Source organism: Thermomonas aquatica (assembly GCF_006337105.1).
GTDB classification, from domain to species: domain Bacteria; phylum Pseudomonadota; class Gammaproteobacteria; order Xanthomonadales; family Xanthomonadaceae; genus Thermomonas; species Thermomonas aquatica.
Genome location: NZ_CP040871.1, coordinates 814611 through 832499, shown reverse-complemented (window position 1 = coordinate 832499; position 17889 = coordinate 814611). Strand labels below are relative to the sequence as shown.

27 protein-coding genes are annotated in these 17889 nt (G+C 59.4%); 8 read left to right on the top strand and 19 right to left on the bottom strand.

Annotated features, from left to right (window positions below; genetic code table 11):
* The first annotated feature begins 1 nt into the window (after position 1).
* The 4 genes from FHQ07_RS03990 to FHQ07_RS03975 all read left to right on the top strand — a co-directional run bounded on the left by FHQ07_RS03990 (position 2) and on the right by FHQ07_RS03975 (position 3802).
* Positions 2–1198: a sensor histidine kinase gene (locus FHQ07_RS03990; protein WP_139715482.1), complete on the top strand. Its 1197-nt coding sequence runs from the start codon at positions 2–4 to the stop codon at positions 1196–1198.
* Entirely contained in the window at positions 1195–1881 is a 687-nt protein-coding gene (locus FHQ07_RS03985) for a response regulator (RefSeq protein ID WP_139715480.1), read from the top strand. The genes FHQ07_RS03990 and FHQ07_RS03985 overlap by 4 nt, the downstream gene beginning before the upstream one ends.
* 100 nt (positions 1882–1981) lie before the next feature.
* Positions 1982–3043, top strand: a complete 1062-nt coding sequence (locus tag FHQ07_RS03980) for an SRPBCC family protein (protein ID WP_139715478.1) — start codon at positions 1982–1984, stop codon at positions 3041–3043.
* Positions 3044–3127: 84 nt separating this feature from the next.
* Positions 3128–3802 carry a DNA-3-methyladenine glycosylase family protein gene (locus FHQ07_RS03975; RefSeq protein ID WP_139715476.1) on the top strand — a complete coding sequence of 225 codons (675 nt, stop codon included), beginning with the start codon at positions 3128–3130 and terminating at the stop codon, positions 3800–3802.
* 19 nt (positions 3803–3821) lie between these two features.
* Here FHQ07_RS03975 and FHQ07_RS03970 read toward each other — a convergent pair whose 3' ends face one another.
* From FHQ07_RS03970 to FHQ07_RS03955, 4 genes are all read right to left on the bottom strand, one after another.
* Positions 3822–4211: a DUF488 domain-containing protein gene (locus tag FHQ07_RS03970; RefSeq protein ID WP_139715474.1), complete on the bottom strand. Its 390-nt coding sequence runs from the start codon at positions 4209–4211 to the stop codon at positions 3822–3824.
* A gap of 402 nt (positions 4212–4613) precedes the next feature.
* Positions 4614–5123: a 2'-5' RNA ligase family protein gene (locus FHQ07_RS03965; RefSeq protein ID WP_139715472.1), complete on the bottom strand. Its 510-nt coding sequence runs from the start codon at positions 5121–5123 to the stop codon at positions 4614–4616.
* Between the two features lie 419 nt (positions 5124–5542).
* A complete protein-coding gene (locus tag FHQ07_RS14715) occupies positions 5543–5725 on the bottom strand; it encodes a PDZ domain-containing protein (RefSeq protein ID WP_139715470.1) in 183 nt (60 codons plus the stop codon).
* A gap of 245 nt (positions 5726–5970) precedes the next feature.
* Positions 5971–6393, bottom strand: a complete 423-nt coding sequence (locus tag FHQ07_RS03955; protein WP_139715468.1) for a hypothetical protein — start codon at positions 6391–6393, stop codon at positions 5971–5973.
* A gap of 197 nt (positions 6394–6590) precedes the next feature.
* Here FHQ07_RS03955 and FHQ07_RS03950 point away from each other — a divergent pair, with 197 nt between their 5' ends.
* Complete coding sequence (locus FHQ07_RS03950; protein WP_139715466.1) at positions 6591–7583, top strand: IS30 family transposase; 993 nt, start codon at positions 6591–6593, stop codon at positions 7581–7583.
* A 755-nt stretch (positions 7584–8338) separates the two neighbouring features.
* Here the strand turns inward: FHQ07_RS03950 and FHQ07_RS03945 are convergent.
* Together FHQ07_RS03945 and FHQ07_RS03940 are read right to left on the bottom strand one after the other, a co-directional pair.
* Positions 8339–8674, bottom strand: a complete 336-nt coding sequence (locus FHQ07_RS03945) for a hypothetical protein (RefSeq protein ID WP_139715465.1) — start codon at positions 8672–8674, stop codon at positions 8339–8341.
* 106 nt (positions 8675–8780) lie between these two features.
* The gene (locus FHQ07_RS03940) at positions 8781–9089 is read right to left on the bottom strand and encodes a hypothetical protein (RefSeq protein WP_139715464.1); all 309 of its coding nucleotides are present in this window, start codon (positions 9087–9089) and stop codon (positions 8781–8783) included.
* Positions 9090–9255: 166 nt separating this feature from the next.
* On the opposite strand from FHQ07_RS03940, the gene FHQ07_RS03935 reads away from it, so the two are divergent.
* Entirely contained in the window at positions 9256–9507 is a 252-nt protein-coding gene (locus FHQ07_RS03935; protein WP_139715380.1) for a type II toxin-antitoxin system Phd/YefM family antitoxin, read from the top strand.
* Entirely contained in the window at positions 9504–9758 is a 255-nt protein-coding gene (locus FHQ07_RS03930; RefSeq protein WP_139715462.1) for a Txe/YoeB family addiction module toxin, read from the top strand. The genes FHQ07_RS03935 and FHQ07_RS03930 overlap by 4 nt, the downstream gene beginning before the upstream one ends.
* An 88-nt stretch (positions 9759–9846) precedes the next feature.
* Here FHQ07_RS03930 and FHQ07_RS03925 read toward each other — a convergent pair whose 3' ends face one another.
* From FHQ07_RS03925 to FHQ07_RS14460, 4 genes are all read right to left on the bottom strand, one after another.
* Positions 9847–10197 (bottom strand): hypothetical protein, encoded by a 351-nt coding sequence (locus tag FHQ07_RS03925; protein WP_139715460.1) that lies wholly within the window; start codon positions 10195–10197, stop codon positions 9847–9849.
* Between the two features lie 98 nt (positions 10198–10295).
* Positions 10296–10592, bottom strand: coding sequence for a hypothetical protein (locus FHQ07_RS03920; protein WP_139715458.1), 297 nt, complete (start codon positions 10590–10592; stop codon positions 10296–10298).
* Between the two features lie 163 nt (positions 10593–10755).
* Positions 10756–11106 (bottom strand): hypothetical protein, encoded by a 351-nt coding sequence (locus FHQ07_RS03915; protein ID WP_139715457.1) that lies wholly within the window; start codon positions 11104–11106, stop codon positions 10756–10758.
* Between the two features lie 419 nt (positions 11107–11525).
* Complete coding sequence (locus FHQ07_RS14460; protein WP_338419640.1) at positions 11526–11729, bottom strand: excalibur calcium-binding domain-containing protein; 204 nt, start codon at positions 11727–11729, stop codon at positions 11526–11528.
* A gap of 263 nt (positions 11730–11992) precedes the next feature.
* Here FHQ07_RS14460 and FHQ07_RS14455 point away from each other — a divergent pair, with 263 nt between their 5' ends.
* Entirely contained in the window at positions 11993–12271 is a 279-nt protein-coding gene (locus tag FHQ07_RS14455) for a hypothetical protein (protein WP_139715455.1), read from the top strand.
* Positions 12272–12389: 118 nt separating this feature from the next.
* Here the strand turns inward: FHQ07_RS14455 and FHQ07_RS03900 are convergent, their stop codons facing one another.
* The 9 genes from FHQ07_RS03900 to FHQ07_RS03860 form a co-directional block, all read right to left on the bottom strand.
* Positions 12390–12683: a HigA family addiction module antitoxin gene (locus tag FHQ07_RS03900; protein ID WP_139715453.1), complete on the bottom strand. Its 294-nt coding sequence runs from the start codon at positions 12681–12683 to the stop codon at positions 12390–12392.
* Positions 12683–12961 carry a type II toxin-antitoxin system RelE/ParE family toxin gene (locus FHQ07_RS03895; protein WP_139715452.1) on the bottom strand — a complete coding sequence of 93 codons (279 nt, stop codon included), beginning with the start codon at positions 12959–12961 and terminating at the stop codon, positions 12683–12685. Before FHQ07_RS03895 ends, FHQ07_RS03900 begins: the two co-directional genes overlap by 1 nt.
* 483 nt (positions 12962–13444) lie before the next feature.
* The gene (locus FHQ07_RS03890) at positions 13445–13984 is read right to left on the bottom strand and encodes a DUF2262 domain-containing protein (protein WP_139715450.1); all 540 of its coding nucleotides are present in this window, start codon (positions 13982–13984) and stop codon (positions 13445–13447) included.
* Positions 13985–14077: 93 nt separating this feature from the next.
* A complete protein-coding gene (locus tag FHQ07_RS03885) occupies positions 14078–14431 on the bottom strand; it encodes a low molecular weight protein tyrosine phosphatase family protein (RefSeq protein ID WP_139715448.1) in 354 nt (117 codons plus the stop codon).
* 96 nt (positions 14432–14527) lie between these two features.
* A complete protein-coding gene (locus tag FHQ07_RS14710; protein ID WP_139715446.1) occupies positions 14528–14824 on the bottom strand; it encodes a type II toxin-antitoxin system RelE/ParE family toxin in 297 nt (98 codons plus the stop codon).
* Positions 14824–15048, bottom strand: a complete 225-nt coding sequence (locus FHQ07_RS03875) for an addiction module protein (protein WP_139715445.1) — start codon at positions 15046–15048, stop codon at positions 14824–14826. Before FHQ07_RS03875 ends, FHQ07_RS14710 begins: the two co-directional genes overlap by 1 nt.
* Positions 15049–15171: 123 nt before the next feature.
* On the bottom strand, positions 15172–15555 hold the full coding sequence (locus FHQ07_RS03870; protein WP_139715443.1) for a hypothetical protein: 384 nt from the start codon (positions 15553–15555) through the stop codon (positions 15172–15174).
* Positions 15556–17309: 1754 nt separating this feature from the next.
* Positions 17310–17630 carry a type II toxin-antitoxin system RelE/ParE family toxin gene (locus FHQ07_RS03865; protein ID WP_139715441.1) on the bottom strand — a complete coding sequence of 107 codons (321 nt, stop codon included), beginning with the start codon at positions 17628–17630 and terminating at the stop codon, positions 17310–17312.
* Entirely contained in the window at positions 17618–17875 is a 258-nt protein-coding gene (locus FHQ07_RS03860; protein WP_139715434.1) for a type II toxin-antitoxin system prevent-host-death family antitoxin, read from the bottom strand. The genes FHQ07_RS03865 and FHQ07_RS03860 overlap by 13 nt, the downstream gene beginning before the upstream one ends.
* Positions 17876–17889: the final 14 nt, after the last annotated feature.

Sequence of the window (17889 nt, the reverse complement as noted above, 5' to 3'; positions counted from 1 at the left end):
CATGCTCGCCCGCCTGTCACATACCCGCCTGCTGCGCTACGCCGGCCTGTTCACCTGGGCGATGGCCTGCCTGCCCTTGCTGTATTCGTGGATCGGCCAGTGGCGCGATCCGTTGCCGGACGAGGCGCTCGCGCACGTCATGCCGTGGCAGGGTTGGGCCTGTTACCTGGCGTTCGGCGCCGGCTACTGGTGGCTGACCCGTGGCCTGGGCCAGCGCCGGCAGGCGCTGGACTACCTGTTGCTGACGATCACCACCCTGGCCGCGATCGGCCTGGGCTTCTACAGCGAAACCGGCCTGGGCAGCGTGTTGCTGATGGTGGCCGCCTGCGTGCTGCCCTGGCTGTTGCCGCTGCAGCTGGGCGTGGTCTGGCTGGTCGGCGCGCAGTTGGCGGTGGTGCCGGTGTTCATGCTCGGCCTGAAATTCCCGCTGTTCGAAGCACTGATGCAATCCATGTTGTACGCCGGCATTTCCGGCTTCGTGTTCATCACCAGTCTTGTTGCGCTGCAGCAGTCGGAGGCGCGCGAGGAGCAGCGCCGGCTGAACGCGGAACTGCGTTCGACCCGCGCCTTGCTCGCGGAAAGCGCGCGGGTCAACGAACGCACCCGCATCTCGCGCGAACTGCACGACCTGCTGGGCCACCACCTGACCGCGCTCAGCCTCAACCTGGAAGTCGCCGGGCATCTGTCCGACGGCCGGGTCAAGGAGCATGTGCAGCAGGCGCACACGCTGGCGCGGCTGCTGCTGACCGACGTGCGCGAGGCGGTCAGCCAGCTGCGCGAGAGCGGGGCGATCGACCTCGGCGCGGCGTTGCGGCCGCTGGCCGAGAACGTGCCCAAGCTCGAGATCCACATGGACATTCAGCACCCGCTGATGGTCGAGGATCCCGAGCGCGCGCACATCCTGCTGCGTTGCGCGCAGGAGGCGATCACCAATGCGGTGCGCCATGCCGGCGCGCGCAACCTGTGGCTGAGCGCGCACGGCGACGGCGCGCAAGTGGTGATGCAGGTCCGCGACGACGGCGCCGGCAGCGAGCACCTGGTCCCCGGCAACGGCCTGCAGGGCCTGCGGGAACGCCTGCGCCAGTGCGGCGGCCGGCTGGACGTTGCGACCGCCCGCGGCGAAGGCTTCAGACTCACCATGACCCTGCCGGCGGCGTCCAGCGTCGACCCCGGCATCCCCGAAGGAGTGGCCGCATGACCCGACCAGACCCCAGCAGCGCGGCTTCGACCCGGTCGGCGCCGATCAGCGTGTTCCTGGTCGACGACCAGACCCTGGTGCGGCAGGGCATCCGTTCGCTGCTGGCGCTGGCGGACGGCATCGAAGTGGTGGCCGAGGCCGCCGATGGGCGCCAGGCCGTCGAGCAGATCCCGCAGGTGAAGCCCGACGTGGTGCTGATGGACATGCGCATGCCGGCGATGTCGGGCCTGGAGGCGCTGCAGGCGATGGGACGGGCCGGGACCTTGCCGCCCACCATCATCCTCACCACCTTCGACGACGACCAGCTGGTGCTGGCCGGGATCAAGGCCGGGGCCAAGGGCTACCTGCTCAAGGACGTGTCGCTGGAACAGCTGGTCGACGCCATCCAGGCCGTGGCCGGCGGCGGTTCGCTGGTGCAGCCGGCGGTGACCCAGCGCCTGCTGTCCGGGCTGGAGCACATGCGCAACGAATTCGTCAGCCTGGACCGCCCGGATCCGCTCACCGACCGCGAGACCGAAATCCTGCGGCTGATGGCCTCGGGCTTTTCCAACAAGGAAATCGCCAATTCGCTGGGGGTGGCCGAGGGCACGATCAAGAACCACGTGTCCAATATCCTGTCCAAGCTCGGGGTCCGCGACCGCACCCGGGCGGTCTTGAAGGCATTCGAATTGCAATTGGTCTAGCCGGTCGCATTTCACCCCTCCCCGAGCCCCCGGCCGGTTTGGTACGATGGCGGGTCTGCGCGGCAAGATGCCGCGATGCGGCCTTCCCGGAGATTCCTGAATGACTCGTTTGATCGAGATCCTGATTTCCCTCGCCATCGTGCTGGGCCTGTACCTGGTGGTGGCGCTGGTGTTGCCGTCCAAGCGCCATCTGGTCGAGAAGGTCGAGACCAACCGCAAGCTGACCATCGTGTTCGACAGCCTGAACAGCCTGCGCCGCTTCAAGGACTGGAACCCGCTGGTCCTGCGCGACCCGCGCATGGAACTGAGCTATTCCGGCCCGGCGTCCGGCGTCGGCGCGCGCATGGACTACGCCTCCAAGGAAGAGCGCCTCGGCAAGGGTTCGTGGGAAATCACCGACAGCGTCCCGCGCGAGAAGATCAGCTACAAGATCGAGAACATCGAGCGCGGCGACAACAAGCGCACCAGCTTCACCTTCAAGCCGACCGGCCGCAACAACCGCAACGTCGAGATCACCCAGAGCTACGACGTCGACTACGGTTGGGACCTGCTGGGGCGCTATTCCGGCCTGTACGTCGCCCGCCACGTCGGCGACGACATGAAGATGGGCCTGGCCCGCCTCGTCACCATGCTGGCCACCGTGCCGAACGAGGACTACGCGATCTCCGGCAGCAAGCTGACCGGCTTCAAGGTCGTCGACCGCCCGGCCGAGGACGTGCTGTTCGTGAACGCCGGCAACGTCGAGCGCGGCAACTCGCAGATCCAGGCCTCGATCAACGCCAACAGCGAGTGGATCAAGCGCGTGATGGACGCCAACGGCCTGGAGGCCGTCGGTCCGCTGCGCATCGTCACCACCGACCTCGGTCGCGAAACCTACAACTTCGACGTCGCCCAGGTCGTGCGCAAGAAGGGCGGCGGCGCCGTCGGCAACGTGAGCCTGCAGGGCCCGGTGAAGTTCGTGCAGAACAAGCCGGCCAAGGTCGCCACCGCTGCCTACACCGGCTACATGGCCGAGCTCGAGAAGGCCCGCAACGGCCTGCGCGCCTGGGCGCTGACCTCCGGTTACGATGTCACCGATCGCCCGTACGAAGCCTGGAAGTCCGGCGTCGCCGGCGCCTTCACCGAGAATGGCCAGTTCGACGTCTACTGGACGCTGAAGTAAGCCGGCAAGGCGGGCACATGCACTGAGCGAACGCCGCGCACCGTCGCGGCGTTCGTGTTTTCGGGGGACGGTTGGAGGACGGCGATGCCGCGCTATGCACGGGGGTTCGATACCGAAGCCGCCTTCGCGCACCTGGCCCGGCGCGACCGCAAGCTGGGCGCATGGATGCGCAGGCTCGGCCCGATCGAGGCCGACCTGCGCTGGCGCAAACCGTTCGACCCGGTCGATGCCCTGGCGCGCGCGATCCTCTACCAGCAACTCAGCGGCAAGGCCGCTGCCACCATCGTCGGTCGCGTCGAAACGGCGATCGGCAGCCGCCGCTTCCACTGCGACACGTTGGCACGCCGCGATGATGCCGATATCCGCGGCTGCGGCGTGTCCGGCAACAAGCTGCTGGCGCTGCGCGACCTGGCCCGGCGCGAGGAGGCTGGCGAAATCCCCGGCCTGCGGCGGATGTCGACGATGAGCGAGGACGCCATCGTCGAGGCGCTGGTGCCGATCCGCGGAATCGGTCGTTGGACTGTGGAAATGATGCTGATATTCCGCCTGGGCCGCCCGGACGTCCTGCCGATCGACGACCTCGGCATCCGCAAGGGCACGCAGGTGGTGGATGGGCAGGAAGCGATGCCCACGCCGAAGGAACTGGCCGCGCGCGGCGAATGCTGGAGGCCCTATCGCAGTTATGCGAGCTTCTACCTGTGGCGGATCGCCGATGAAGCGAGTGCGGCGAACACGGCCACCAGGCGATCGCAGGAATAAGGCGCCCGCGGGCGCCGCATCAATCCGCGATGTCCGCGCCGGCAGCGGCCAGCAACTCGCGGAGGATCGAGCGGTGGCAACGCGCTTCGTCCTCGCAGTAGCAGCCGACGCTGAAATGCGTCCCGTGCGACAGCGCCGCGAGCAGCCCGATGGCATGCGCGGCTTCCGGCGCCGCCATCTCCTTGCGATAGCGCCGCCCGAATGCATTCCATTGCGCGATGGTGCGTGCCGCATGCGCGGCCTTCATCGTCTCCAGGCTGGGCGCGAGATTGGGGAACCACGCGTCGTAATAGTCGCGGCTGGCGAATTCGTTCTTCGGCACACCGCGCGGCGGGCGCCGCACGGTCCCGATGCGCAGGCCTTCGCCGGTCTTGCGCGGCGAACCAAGACGGACGATGCGTACGCTCATGCCTGCATTCCCGATGCCTCAAGCGGTGCTGGAACGATGCCTGCGGCTCTACCCAAAGTCACGCGAAAAGTCCGGAATGGCTTTGGCCAAGGCAAGCCGCTCTTGCGGATTTGATGCGACTTGGCTTGAGCGACTTGTCAGCTTGGAGAGCAGTCGCGGAACCTTGCCTGCTGTTCTACCGGGCACGATGCAAGGCGTCCGGAATTCCCTTTGGTCCAGGCCTCTTGTCGGCTGGTGAAAAACACTGGCTCAAATTTTCGAGCAATGCCATGAGCTACGGGCTCTTGGCCGTGACTCACTGAAGGCTTGTCTGCACCGAACTCACGCCTGAGTCGAGCCGGGCAGCGCGATGCGGCTCCGGTCGATCCGAGACCGCGAAGCGGGCTCGGCTTGAACGGATTGCTAGATGGCAGACCGGTACTCATTCTTCACGGTCCATGGGTCGCATCCACGCTGCTCGATGATTGCGATTGTCTTGAATCTAATCTCCAGCCCGGAAAGTTTTCTCGCGAGCGATTCGAGATTATGGATTGCCCCTGTTGCATTGCGCGGATGCAGAAGCGTCAGGTGAGCGCCTTGCGCAGTTGCGTCTGGTCCCAGGATCGATCTTCTCAATGCTTGGAAGTGTTCCACGCCGGTAGTTGGGCGGAGCAATACGCAACCGTCCGAAAGCTCTTGTGGCTCGCCGAACGCCATGGTGAAAGAGAATGCTTCAAGGCGTTCAAGCCGCCTTTTGAGAATGCGCAGTTCAGGTAGTTCATTGTCCCGGCAGAGGGTGACGTGAGCCGGGATCAGGGAATATTGAATCGGGTCCAGTCTCTGCCTGATGGGCTCGACAATAGCCCGTTGCTCCTCGGGAACGAGGAGGCTGAGTTGGCGCCTTGTAGGCCGCGATGGTGCGTCTTTTGCCATTTAACGCCTGAGTTAAGCTGGCCCGCTCGATGCGATTCGGCTGGTCCGAGACCGCGAAGCGGGTTCGGCTTGAACGAATTGTCAGGCGGCTGTCCTCTGAGTCCTGCGCAGTAGATTGCGCCGAGGAATGAGGAAGGCCGTCATGCTGCAGACAAAGATCAGTAACGCCAGTGACCAAACAAATGTGACGAATTCAAATCCTTGGCCGGTGAGGCCAAGCCAAAATACATGGGAATAAACGGAAGCTTGAACCAATTATTAGCAATAAGCTGAGCAGCCAACTGCGGTAGAAATCGCAATGTTAATCGTAATGGGAATGAGAATTGTGCGGGCCATTCTCTAAGCCGCCTAATGCCTGAGCTAAGCCAGCCCCGCGAGGCGAGATGGGTCGCGCCGAGACCGCGAAGCGGACTCAATTGTTAGATCTCCCCGGCGATCATGCTGATGACAACCTTCTTGCCAGAGCGCAACACTGACATTTTGACAGTGTCGCCGGCTCGGACGGCACTCATTTCCCTGTCCATTTTGCGTGCCGATGAGTCGGATACAACCGAGCCATTCAAAAGCTCGATGACGTCGCCAGGCATAAGCCCCGCACGCATTGCGGGAGAGTTTTTACTGGCCTTAGTCAGGACGACACGATCAAGCTTTGCGTCGAAGGCTGTGGCGTTCTTAACCGTGTAATGCACAGTAAAGCCGAGGAAGGCTTTCCGGCTACGCTGGGCATCGAGACTGCGAGAAACGCCAAGAGGAATATGGCTTTCAGTTAACGCCTGAGTTAAGCCGGCCCGCCCGATGCGACTCGGCTGGTCCGAGACCGCGAAGCGGGCTTGGCTTGAACGAATTGTTAGGTTGCACTTTGCTTTGATGCAAAGCGGTAGAAGTGGATGACCTTGGTTGAGGTCATGCCTAGATAAAGAAAGAGAAAGAAAATTGAAGAGGCGATGAGTGCTGCGGCAAGCGGTCCGCCAGTCAAGAATCCAGCTCTCTCGTTGAAGTGGTAGTTCATGCCCCACCTGGTGAATGGAACTGATGTTGCAGCAAGTACTGAGGCCAGTGCCATTGCCGCGAAGAAGATCGCGGTGAGCTTACGGGAGCGCTCGCTGTTCCGGAGCAAGCCAATTCCTAAAGGAAGAAGTAGCACGGGTGGATTGACCGAAAGAACCCCTTGTTCAGCTGCGGCCGCCACTGTGATGAGCGCGAGTACGCCGAAAAGAGTGAAGGCCAATCCTATGATTGTGCTAATGGTCGGTCTGTCTGTCATCTTCACTTGTGCAACCTAACGCCTGAGTTAAGCCGGCCCGCCCGATGCGGCCCGGTCACGCCCGAGACCGCGAAGCGGGCTCGGCTTGAACGAATTGTTAGACCTTGCGAGTTAACAAAGTAAGTGCAACACCTGCGGCCAGCCTTGAAGCAGAGGTGAGCTGGCAGTCTGAAGAGGATCACTCCGCCAAGAGACAATCCTCAATGTACCGCCAGCTCACCGAAGGTGAACGATACATCTTGTCCGCGTACAAGCGGGACAAGTATTCGCTCCGCAGTATTGCCAAGCGCCTGAACCGTAGCCCCAGCACCCTGAGCCGGGAGGTAAGGCGCAATGCCACGGTGGACGACCGCAAGCCGAACCCGCTCTACATCCCCAGCAAGGCCCAGGAGCAGGCGAGCGGTCGAAGGCGCCGAAGCCGGCGGGTGAAGCACCACGCGCCTGAAGTCTACGCCGAGGTGGAGGCGCTCCTGGCCGAAGCGCAGTGGAGCCCGGAGCAGATTGCCAGCCAGTTGCCCGAGCGGCTTGGTGTGCGCCTGAGCCACATGACGATCTACCGCCACGTGCGGCGCGATCAGCGCGCCGGCGGAATGCTGTTCCGGCATTTGAGGCAGGGTGGGAGGCGCCGCCGCAAACGCGCGCCTGGGCCTGAGAAACGCGGCAAATTGGCCAACAAGCCGATGATCGATCGTCGGCCGGAAGCGATCGAACTCCGCCAAGAGGTCGGACACTGGGAAGGCGATACGGTCATGGGCGCGGCAGGCGAACGCAATTGCCTCCTGACCTTGGTGGAGCGCACGACGGGCTGGGCGGAGGTCGTGCGCCTGCCGCACCGCACGGTGCTTGCGGTGAACCGGGCCACGATTGGCCTGATCCAACGCAGCGGCCTGCCGTTCAAGACGATCACCTGGGACAACGGCACCGAGTTCCACGGTTACCGGCAGATCGAAGAGGCGACCGGCGTGCGGTGTTTCTTTGCCTATCCGCACCATCCCTGGGAGCGGGGGAGTAACGAGAACTTCAACGGACTGATCCGGCAGTACTTCCGGAAGGGCAAGCGCCTCGCCGGCAAGCGGCAATCCGATTGCGACCAGGTGGCCGCTAAACTCAACTCACGACCAAGGAAACGTTATGGCTTCCAGACGCCAATCCAGCGCATGTGCCAACTCTCAGGGGTGTTGCACTTGGGGTGTTAATTCACCCCTTGCTTAGTGGAAGCACCACTCGCCGGTCGCTTTTCCGTTTTGTACATGGTTGAAGCAGCCGATCGTTCTGCCAGAGGCTTCCTGAGAGCATGTCCCGACAACTTTCACGCCTTGGCGAGTGCCCCGTGGAGCCTCGCACCACCCTTGGCACTCCGAACGGTCCATGCACGAGTTGCCTGAGTCAGTGGTGGGCCAAACACATGTTTGCACCGTGTACTGAGCCTGCTCAGGCCGGCCGCCCTTAGCTTTGCATGCCGCAAGCTCCGTGTCTGAAAGAACGATTTGCGATAGATCTCGTTCCCGCTGCGCAGGTTGTGCGCACCCGACAAGAACAACAGTGGCAAGTAGCGATATTGCTTTAAGCAAGGTCTAACGCCTGAGTTAAGCCGGCCCGCCCGATGCGACTCGGCTGGTCCGAGACCGCGAAGCGGGCTCGGCTTGAACGAATTGTTAGGCCGCTGAAGCCGTGGCTCTTTGCTGCCGAACACCAGGACTTCAGATTGCCTTTGATCACGTGAACCCGCAACCGGGCGGAGGCATAACGGGTTTCAGTTATGCCGGAGCCGCGGGCGAGGCTGTTCAAGAGCAGGGCAAGCCACTGGCGGCAAAAAATTCTTTAAGAGCTCTTTACCTGAGCGCCTGTCTTCTGCGGCCTAACGCCTGAGTTAAGCCGGCCCGCCCGATGCGACTCGGCTGGTCCGAGACCGCGAAGCGGGCTCGGCTTGAACGAATTGTTAGGGCGCACCTCAGTCAAGGTACGCCAACTTGGCCGAGACCACCTTGCCATCTTTTGCTCGGACAAAGCACATGTGCCTGGAGAACGGCGGAAGGCCGACGTAGGTGATGAACAATGTATCCATACCGTCAGCCTTTCCCCAACGAGTCTGAAAGTCACTGGCGCCGTCTGCGAGAGCTTGATCTCGCAGCGGTGCGGGGTTCTGGCCCGGCGTAATGGAAGCGCAAATAGCAGCGGCCTTCTTTTTGGCAGATCTCTCTGCGAAAAAGCCGTAGCCAGCGAAAATTGCGAACAGAACAACAATTGCAAGAATGGCTTTACTGAATTCAATGGCGAGGCGCTTCAAGAATCCGAGCATGCTTTGTGCACCCTAACGCCTGAGTTAAGCCGGCCCGCGTCCGGCGAGTGAGACTGCGACGAGCCCGCGAAGCGGGCTCGGCTTGAACGAATTGTTAGGCGGCAAACCGACCTGCCACCCACCCCAGAATGCCACCGCCTAATGCCCCGGTCACCATGATTGGTACGTAAGCCTTGGTCACAACTGCGTCCGAAAGACTGATAAGCGCCCCGACCACAACGCCCGCGGCAACAGGAGGCAATGGCAGATTGCACACCGGAATGAGGAGGCCGATTGAGAAGCGGCTGCAGAATGCTGCAATAAGAGCGGTGCGCTTGTCCGGGAATGACAGTGGCAGCATGAGCAGAACGGCAATGATGCCGAATGCCGTACCGCCGACGAGGCCAAGAACAACGGGGTTCATTGAACTCTCCTTTGCCGCCTAACGCCTGAGTTAAGCCGGCCCGCCCGATGCGGTTCCGGTCGGTCCGAGACCGCGAAGCGGGCTCGGCTTGAACGAATTGTTAGCTGCGGGGCTTGACATGGCAACTCTTCAGTTGTACAAATATCTGTACATAAGGAGTCTCCCGATGGACGCAATCACCTACAGCACCGCTCGCGCCAATCTGGCCGATACTATGGATCGTGTCTGTGAAGACCACGAGCCGATCATCATTACCCGAAATGGTGAGCAGGCGGTGGTGATGATGTCGCTCGAAGACTTCAAGGCGCTCGAGGAGACTTCCTACCTTCTCAGGAGCCCGAAGAATGCCAGGCGTTTGCTTGAGAGCATTGCCTCGCTTGAATCGGGCAATGGTCGGGCGAGGAGTCTTGCCGAGTGAAGCTCATTTTTTCCGAGCAAGCTTGGGAAGACTACCTGTATTGGCAGAAGACCGATAAGAAGCTGGTGCGGCGGATTAACGACCTGATCAAAGAGATCACGAGAACGCCGCATACAGGGACGGGAAAGCCGGAGCCGCTTAAGCATGCGTTATCCGGCTATTGGTCGAGGCGAATCAATGACGAGCACAGAATCGTCTACAAGGCTGCAGGTGACGAAGTTCTCATTGCACAACTGCGATACCACTACTGACCGCAGCTAACGCCTGAGTTAAGCCGGCCCGCCCGATGCGGTTCCGGTCGGTCCGAGACCGCGAAGCGGGCTCGGCTTGAACGAATTGTTAGCCCTCTGCGATATCACGCTTTAGCTGCTCAATATTCTGCGGTGTGATTGCGTAATTGATATCTGGATTAGCTAGGCAAAAGAGCAATTCATCAAGCGCTTCCGGCTTGTCTTGCGAAAACCCTACATCTTCCCGTTGTTCCAGATTCTCTGCCCACTCAACGACTTGATCCGCTGTGAGTTGGCCGACGAGAAACCTGTCCATGATTCTGACGAAGTGCTCCTCGGTGAGCACTAGAAGAGGCTCGCCAAGCCAATCCCAGCCCATTGCTCGGAGTTCATCAATCAGTGGGGCTGATGGCTCCTCAAACAGAGCCAGTCGTGAAAGTAGATTGGCGCGATGTTCCATTGTTGAGGGCTAACGCCTGAGTTAAGCCGGCCCGCCCATTGCGGAACCGGTCGGTCCGAGACCGCGAAGCGGGCTCGGCTTGAACGAATTGTTAGCTGTCAGACACGGAGCTTGTGCCATACAGGTTTGGAGAGCGCAATGATCAGCAGCAATGATCCAACCGTTGCAGCCTTGTGCGCGGTAGGGGCATTTGCGATTTGATCCAGGCCAAGCGTTGCAATCGTAGCGACAGCGAGCACCCAAACGGACCAGCGCTTGAGCTGCCACAAGCCAGCCAGCCCGGACAGTATCAATAGCGCAGCCAAGACATAGCCCGTGCAGATGGTATTAGTAGCGCCCGGGAATTGTGAAACAAAAAATTCGCGTCTTGTGAGGAGAACCACGAGCGCACTCATAGTCGATAGCCCGAGTAGGCAGATCAAGACTGAGAGTCCGAGAGGTCTGCTTTTGGCGATCATCTCTTTTGACAGCTAACGTCTGAGTTAAGCCGGCCCGCCCGATGCGGTTCCGGTCGGTCCGAGACCGCGAAGCGGGCTCGGCTTGAACGAATTGTTAGCTCTATTGGCAGTCTTTAACGGCCTTTTCGAACTTGGATACGCCGGCAACCATGGAAACTTTGTAGTACTTGGTTGTCGAGCCAGACTCAAGCTCGTGAACGTCTGCCATTAGCTGAACCGTTTGTCCGTTCTTGTAGACAACCGAGTAGCCGTCTGCGAGGAATTTGTTCTCAATTGGCATTGTCATGCCGAACACGCCGCCTTTTTCCCATGCCTCAGTGATGCATGCAGCAACCGCGCGCGCTTCCTTCGTGCTCGTGACAACAACCGTTGGAGTCTTGGTGCGGAGTTCGGAGCTCGACACACAACCTGTACATGCGACCACGAGACTGATGATTGCGATGTTCTTCATGGGGCCTCCTGATTGTTGGAATAGAGCTAACGCCTGAGTTAAGCCGGCACCGAGAGCGGCGGCGGCAGAGGCACAATCTTACGAGCCTTTGCCGACGCCGCGAAGCGGTGTCGGCTTGAACGAATTGTTAGGCCGCTGAAGCTGATGCTCTTGCTGCAAACCGCAGAAGTGCAGGGTGTCATGACCGCGAGGAACTTCGACCCAAGCGGAGGCATAGCGGGTTTGAGCTATGCCGGAGCTTGGGCGAGCTGTGTAGGCGTAGGCGCGAACCGAAAGAGCAAAGTCATATGCTCTTGTCACTGAAGACCGACTTCTGCGGCCTAACGCCTGAGTTAAGCCGGCCCGCCCGATGCGGCTCCGGTCGGTCCGAGACCGCGAAGCGGGCTCGGCTTGAACGAATTGTTAGACATTGCCTGCTCTTAGTGGCCGCACCACTGTTCTTCACAGGGTATGCCGTCACGATCGCCGTCCATTGAGGTGTTTGGGCAGTGTTGGATGAAGTACTTCGCTTCCTCACAGGATCTCATTTGAGGGCAGGTGGTACGACCGTCACATGCTGTTTGTGGTGCCGATGAAGTGACCGCCTGGTTGTCTTTTGGCTTAATCCAAGAGCGGTCATCCACTGTGGGGGTCACGACAACCCGCCGTGGAGCAGCCTGTGGCGGCGGCGAGCTCGTTTCCGCGGATTTTGAACTGTAGATGTCGTAAGCGACTAGCGCCGCACCGCCGGCGACAATGATGCCGAGTAGGTTGATCACTTTCACGAGAACCCTTTTGGCAATGTCTAACGTCTGAGTTAAGCCGGCCCGCCCGATGCGACTCGGCTGGTCCGAGACCGCGAAGCGGGCTCGGCTTGAACGAATTGTTAGGCCACGGGCTCGCCTAAATGCAAGAGCACACGCTGCTGAGCCGCTTCAAGGGCCAAGTCAGCAATGAGTTGATCCGCCTCTGTGGAAACGGTGTGGCTGCAGCTCACATAGATGCAGACATGGCCAGGGCCACACTGGGAAATGAAGTCTTCACTAGCGATTTCACGCAGGTAGTTCCGCACCTTGAGTGCAAGGTCACGGAGAGTTGTACTCGAGTTGTCGAGCGGTCCACTGCACACAATCACAGCATCTATGCCGCCGTCATTGCGGATGCCGACAATGTCGAATGCGTCTGATGGACCGATTGGCGAGCCAGAATTTTCCATGAGTGGCCTAACGCCTGAGTTAAGCCGGCCCGCCCGATGCGATTCGGCTGGTCCGAGACCGCGAAGCGGGCTCGGCTTGAACGAATTGTTAGGCCGCCGCGAGCTTGAGCTTACCTACGCCTTGCAGGTCAACGGACTGGCGCGCAAGCCAAAGATCATGCGCATCCTGCATGGCGAGCCAGCTCTCGGGAGAGCGACCGATCGCCTTGGCAAGACGCAGTGCCATCTCAGGCGAAATACGACCGGTTCCGTTCAGAACACGGCTGAGCGTAGAGGCCGCAACGCCGAGCTTTTCCGCCAGTACGCGACCGCTGATCCCATTGGGTTCAAGGTAGATGCCAGCGATGAACTCACCAGGGTGAGGAGGGTTGTGCATAGCCATTAGTGGTAGTCCTCATAGTCCAACACGTAAGCGTTCCCATCTTGGAACTCGAACGTGATGCGCCAATTGCCGTTGACGGTAATTGACCAGCGACCTCGCATTTCGCCTTTCAAGGGATGTAGGCGAAACCCGGGGATGTCCATGTCTTCAATGGATTGGGCAGTATCCAGAGCGGTCAATTGCAGTCTCAATCGCTTGGCGTGGCTGGCCTGTACGCCTGATGTGCTGCCCGTCTCGTACAGGCGCCGCAAGCCTTTATGCCGAAACGTCTTGATCATGCAGGAAATGTATCATGTTGCGCACTATGCAACAAGCGGCCTAACGCCTGAGTTAAGCCGGCCCGCCCGATGCGGCTCCGGTCGGTCCGAGACCGCGAAGCGGGCTCGGCTTGAACGAATTGTTAGGCCTCAAGTCCGGAGGCCCATGCGCTAGATCCGAGCAAGTTCTGCGGTACCTGACCGATTACTTGGCTGTCACCTTCAATGTTCCAGATGTCGACACAGCAGCCACAGCCAAGGTTCTCAGAAACGAAGCTCAGTGCCTCTTTGTGTCTATTGATCCACTGAAAAGCCGCCAGTCGATTCTCTGGCTCATCTGCGGTGGCTATCAGCGTTGCTCGTACTCTATCCATTGAGGCCTAACGCCTGAGTTAAGCCGGCCCGCCCGATGCGGTTCCGGTCGGTCCGAGACCGCGAAGCGGGCTCGGCTTGAACGAATTGTTAGGCCGCTGCCGGATTGCACACCCTGTGCAGGAGCGTATTTCAGCCGACCATTGACACATGCGCGTCTCCAAAGGTTGGCCCGTCAAAGAATGTCACCTGGAAACTATGGCCCCAGAACATGTCGTTATCTTTGTATGTGAGCACAAGCATCAAGGTGCCATAAGCTTCGATGTTCTCGAGCATTAATTTCTCGAAAAATTCTTCTCGCGTGAGGAGTGGTTTTTCAAAGTTTCTAAATGATCCATCTTCGAGCGCGGTTTGGCCGAATCTCCAGTCGCTGTTGTAGCCATCTAATGAATCATCCGCAATGAGTCCTTTGCATAATGCATCTAGCTTTTGAATGTCTTTTGTGGCGCGAATTGCTAGATCAATTGCAATTCCTATTGGTTGTCCATCCGGTGTTGCCTGTAGTTCGATGCAGTTCCCTCCATAGTTGATGCGGCCCGTCAAGGAATCAGGAAATTTCTTGTCTGGAACAAGTGAGCCGAGGATGGGATGTTCAATCGGTTCGGCTGGCACGCATTGACTAGCAGTGCTGCCGATTGGCTTTGTGAATAGGTTCTTCAGCAGCTTTAGCATGTCTGATGCGGCCTAACGCCTGAGTTAAGCCGGCCCGCCCGATGCGGCTCGGCTGGTCCGAGACCGCGAAGCGGGCTCGGCTTGAACGAATTGTTAGGCCGCTGGCTGCTTTTCCTGATTGACTGGCAGAAAGCGGGTCACCTTGGTGCGTAGCAATTGGACAAGCACTGGATCCATATAGTCGTAGTCGTCTGGGATGTCCAGACAGATAACGCGCTTACCACCTAGATGGGCACGGAACTTTTTGGAGAGCTTGTTGCGGTGAGCTTTCTCCATGACGAAGATCAGGTCTGACCAAGCCAGAACCTCCTGCGACACAGGATTTGCCACGCCGTTGCCGAGGCCGGCCGATTGGGTTTCGATGCCGGGCCAATCAGCGAACACGTGCTCCGCAGTCGGGCTGCGAAGACGATTCTGTGTGCAGATGAAAAGAACGTTGCGAGACAAGACTGTTCCTGCGGCCTAACGCCTGAGTTAAGCCGGCCCGCCCGATGCGACTCGGCTGGTCCGAGACCGCGAAGCGGGCTCGGCTTGAACGAATTGTTAGCGCCCAGTGCGTTGATCCAGCATGGTTGGACTTCGGCGATGATGAAAGACGGCAATTACAAGTAGTTCATCACCGCGCACTCTGAAAACGAGCGAGAACGGAAATTTGCGGAGAAGAACACGCCGACAAGCACCAGCGACTTGTGCAAAGGCTGTTGGATTGCGGGAAGCCGAAGCCAAAGCCGCATCAACAACACGGGCGAACTCTAGGCCAAGGCCAGTAGCGCGAGATTCATACCAAGCCTGTGCTTCAAGAAGCTCTGCACGAGCCTCTGGCCTAAAGAAGATGCGCATTAGTGACTGCGCTGGAATAGTTCACTTCGGACTTGTTCCCAAGAAACGGCAGTAGACGGATCTTGGTCGTGTGCATCCAGTCTGGCCTGAATCTCCTGAAGTTGCAGCGGAGTGAGGGCTGCAGATTCAGGATTCTCAGCAGCAATGCTGTCCCAAATGTCCTCAGCAAGCTGAATGCGCTCTGCAATGGACAGGCTCAGGAAATCAGGGCGGCTTTGGCTCATGTTTGGAGTATAGAGGGGAGTGGGTCCGGGCGCTAACGCCTGAGTTAAGCCGGCCCGCCCGATGCGACTCGGCTGGTCCGAGACCGCGAAGCGGGCTCGGCTTGAACGAATTGTTAGAGGTGGCTACTTGACGCTGCAGTCCTTGGCCAACGGACTGTCGTCGCGGACATAGATCGAAGTGTTCTTGGTCTTCTCGCTGTACAGCATCAGCTTGTCGAAAGACTCCGAAGCTTTCAGCTGGATCGGAATAGCGTAGCCATTCGCATTTGCCAGAAGCTGGACGTCCTGACCGGAATGCCTGTGAAGAAGCTCGATGTTGCCTTTGGAGCGGATAGAGAGACCGGTGCCGTCCGCGTTGAACTGAAGTGAGTCTTTGGGGCTGTTGTCCGGGTCCTCACAGAGCACCCAAGTGCCAACTAGCCAGTTTTCGCCATTCTTCTCACCGGCGAGGCAAGCGCCGCTCATGGCGACGAGAAACAGCGAACTGAGATACAACTTGCGATCCATGCTTGGCCACCTCTAACGCCTGAGCTAAGACGCGTAGTGTAGTGGAGGTCACGCCGTGGCAAGCTTTTTCTGCCACGGCGTGACCGGAACGAAGCGGAGTCGGCTTGAGCGAATTGTTAGGCGGCTGACCAGCGATGCTTTTGCTGGGCACTGTGAATTTTTCACAAGACTGCGATCGAATCCCGGCCAGCTGCACAGAACTGGTTCTGTGCGCCTGCAATGCTGTTGACCCGAACCTTCGACCGCAGACGGAGTGCAGCCGCTTTCAGGCTGCACGGAGTATGTGGCCGACGAGAACCACAAACCACGATGGCGTGTGATGTGTCTACTCACGACTACCAGATCTTTTTGTCTGGCGCCGCCTAACGCCTGAGTTAAGCCGCGCCGATTTGCGGCGGCGGCAGAGTCACAATCTTAGCGGGAGTCTGCCGACGCCGCGAAGCGGTGTCGGCTTGGACGAATTGTTAGCTGGGTTGGCAGCCGAGGAGCCACGCCTGCTGGCTCTACTCCAAGTCACGTAAAGAGTCCGGAATTCCCTTTGGTCCAGGCCGGCAAGCCGCTCTTGCGAATCTGATGGAGAAAACAGGCCAAAATTTTTGAAGAGCAACCGCGCGAACTACGGGCTCTTAGTCTTGACCTACTGAACGCCTGTCTGCACCCAGCTAACGCCTGAGTTAAGCCGGCCCGCCCGATGCGACTCGGCTGGTCCGAGACCGCGAAGCGGGCTCGGCTTGAACGAATTGTTAGCCATGCAACGCTTGGCTGCGAAAGATCAGTGAAACGATGAGCAGAACGGGGGCACTTATCAAGATTGACGCCACCACTCTGGAAGTGCGACTCGATCTATTCAGAAGAGTCCATGTCCCGGATAGCACAAGCGACAGGCCGACAACCGCAGCACTCAAAGGCATGAAAAGGCCGAAGCTGAGGACAAAAATGAAGGCGCCAAGTATGCAGCCACTTATGACAAGCAGAATTGGAAAGCCGATGCTTTTCTGCGTTGCTTCTTGCATGGCTAACGCCTGAGTTAAGCCGGCCCGCCCGATGCGACTCGGCTGGTCCGAGACCGCGAAGCGGGCTCGGCTTGAACGAATTGTTAGGTCTTGCGTGCCGGAACTAGGGTGCCCGCAACCAATCCGAGAAGGGCACCTGCAAGTACAGGCGGAACCCCGGCGCCAGGAAACTCAGTGGCAATGCGCCAACCTACATATGCCGCCATGAGCGTTATTAGGCTGGTTCGCATTCTTTGGGCAACTGAGGCCGCTGCAGTTCCCGCCTTGCGCAGTGGTTCTGACTTGGCCTGTTCTTGGATCAAGAGCGTGGCAGCGACACAGTTCGCATCTTCCCGGTTCACCGAAAACCCTCCTTGCAAGACCTAACGCCTGAGTTAAGACGCACCGCTTTGCGGCGCCGGTAAGGCACGATCTTAGCGGCCTTTGCCGGCGCCGCGAAGCGGTGTCGGCTTGGACGAATTGTTAGCTGGGTAAGCAGCTGTGGAACTTTGCCTGCGGCTCTATCTTGAACAACGTAAAGCGTCCGGTATTGCCTTTGGTCCAGGCCGGCAAGCCGCTCTTGCGAATCTGATGGCGAAAGAGGGCCAAAATTTTTGAAGAGCAACCGCGCGAACTACGGGCTCTTAGCCTTGACCTACTGAACGCCTGTCTGCACCCAGCTAACGCCTGAGTTAAGCCGGCCCGCCCGATGCGGTTCCGGTCGGTCCGAGACCGCGAAGCGGGCTCGGCTTGAACGATTTGTTAGGTCTTTGCCTGCTTGGAACGTTTGGCAAGCTGGCTCATGCGAAGCAGGCGTTCCGACCGCATGACGTGCAGGATAAAAACCTTGTGCCCGTCATAACGGTAGAACACGCGGCAAGGCGGCTCCACGATCTGACGGTAGCGCGATTTCCCAAGCTCTTGCGGGCGACTCCCGCTCTCAGGGTGATCCACGAGCTGTTCGATGTGGCCAAAGATGCGCTTGACCAGCTCTGACGCTGCAACTGAGTTCTCCAGTGCAATGTAGTCGGCGATTGCGTCAAGATCCGCGAGGGCGGGTTCTGACCAGACTATTTCAGCCATCTGGCAAGGCGCTTCTTAGCTTGTGTATGGGTTGCCACCCGGCCCTCAGCCAGCGCTTGCTCCCCACGGGCAATACCTTCAAGGATGGTCATGCGCTGCTGCATGAGCTGGTAAGTCTCAACATCCAGGAGGTAGGCACTTGGTAGGCCATGCTGGGTGATGAGAATGGGCTCTTTATCCCGCTCAATATCTGAGAGAAGTTCGGTGGCCTGCCGTTTGAGAGTCGTGACGAGTTCGGTGCGCATGAAGTGACACTACA

Excerpts from the sequence above, each read along its gene's own strand:
- FHQ07_RS14455 (WP_139715455.1), top strand. The coding sequence starts at position 11,993 with ATGCAAGAGCACACGCTGCTGAGCCGCTTCAAGGGCCAAGTCAGCAAT.
- FHQ07_RS14710 (WP_139715446.1), bottom strand. The coding sequence starts at position 14,824 with ATGCGCATCTTCTTTAGGCCAGAGGCTCGTGCAGAGCTTCTTGAAGCA.
- FHQ07_RS03980 (WP_139715478.1), top strand. The coding sequence starts at position 1,982 with ATGACTCGTTTGATCGAGATCCTGATTTCCCTCGCCATCGTGCTGGGC.
- FHQ07_RS03895 (WP_139715452.1), bottom strand. The coding sequence starts at position 12,961 with ATGATCAAGACGTTTCGGCATAAAGGCTTGCGGCGCCTGTACGAGACG.
- FHQ07_RS03935 (WP_139715380.1), top strand. The coding sequence starts at position 9,256 with ATGGACGCAATCACCTACAGCACCGCTCGCGCCAATCTGGCCGATACT.
- FHQ07_RS03900 (WP_139715453.1), bottom strand. The coding sequence starts at position 12,683 with ATGGCTATGCACAACCCTCCTCACCCTGGTGAGTTCATCGCTGGCATC.
- FHQ07_RS03870 (WP_139715443.1), bottom strand. The coding sequence starts at position 15,555 with ATGGATCGCAAGTTGTATCTCAGTTCGCTGTTTCTCGTCGCCATGAGC.
- FHQ07_RS03920 (WP_139715458.1), bottom strand. The coding sequence starts at position 10,592 with ATGAGTGCGCTCGTGGTTCTCCTCACAAGACGCGAATTTTTTGTTTCA.
- FHQ07_RS03940 (WP_139715464.1), bottom strand. The coding sequence starts at position 9,089 with ATGAACCCCGTTGTTCTTGGCCTCGTCGGCGGTACGGCATTCGGCATC.
- FHQ07_RS03985 (WP_139715480.1), top strand. The coding sequence starts at position 1,195 with ATGACCCGACCAGACCCCAGCAGCGCGGCTTCGACCCGGTCGGCGCCG.
- FHQ07_RS03860 (WP_139715434.1), bottom strand. The coding sequence starts at position 17,875 with ATGCGCACCGAACTCGTCACGACTCTCAAACGGCAGGCCACCGAACTT.
- FHQ07_RS03965 (WP_139715472.1), bottom strand. The coding sequence starts at position 5,123 with ATGGCAAAAGACGCACCATCGCGGCCTACAAGGCGCCAACTCAGCCTC.
- FHQ07_RS03915 (WP_139715457.1), bottom strand. The coding sequence starts at position 11,106 with ATGAAGAACATCGCAATCATCAGTCTCGTGGTCGCATGTACAGGTTGT.
- FHQ07_RS03950 (WP_139715466.1), top strand. The coding sequence starts at position 6,591 with ATGTACCGCCAGCTCACCGAAGGTGAACGATACATCTTGTCCGCGTAC.
- FHQ07_RS03970 (WP_139715474.1), bottom strand. The coding sequence starts at position 4,211 with ATGAGCGTACGCATCGTCCGTCTTGGTTCGCCGCGCAAGACCGGCGAA.
- FHQ07_RS03925 (WP_139715460.1), bottom strand. The coding sequence starts at position 10,197 with ATGGAACATCGCGCCAATCTACTTTCACGACTGGCTCTGTTTGAGGAG.
- FHQ07_RS03890 (WP_139715450.1), bottom strand. The coding sequence starts at position 13,984 with ATGCTAAAGCTGCTGAAGAACCTATTCACAAAGCCAATCGGCAGCACT.
- FHQ07_RS03865 (WP_139715441.1), bottom strand. The coding sequence starts at position 17,630 with ATGGCTGAAATAGTCTGGTCAGAACCCGCCCTCGCGGATCTTGACGCA.
- FHQ07_RS03975 (WP_139715476.1), top strand. The coding sequence starts at position 3,128 with ATGCCGCGCTATGCACGGGGGTTCGATACCGAAGCCGCCTTCGCGCAC.
- FHQ07_RS03990 (WP_139715482.1), top strand. The coding sequence starts at position 2 with ATGCTCGCCCGCCTGTCACATACCCGCCTGCTGCGCTACGCCGGCCTG.
- FHQ07_RS14715 (WP_139715470.1), bottom strand. The coding sequence starts at position 5,725 with ATGCGTGCGGGGCTTATGCCTGGCGACGTCATCGAGCTTTTGAATGGC.
- FHQ07_RS03875 (WP_139715445.1), bottom strand. The coding sequence starts at position 15,048 with ATGAGCCAAAGCCGCCCTGATTTCCTGAGCCTGTCCATTGCAGAGCGC.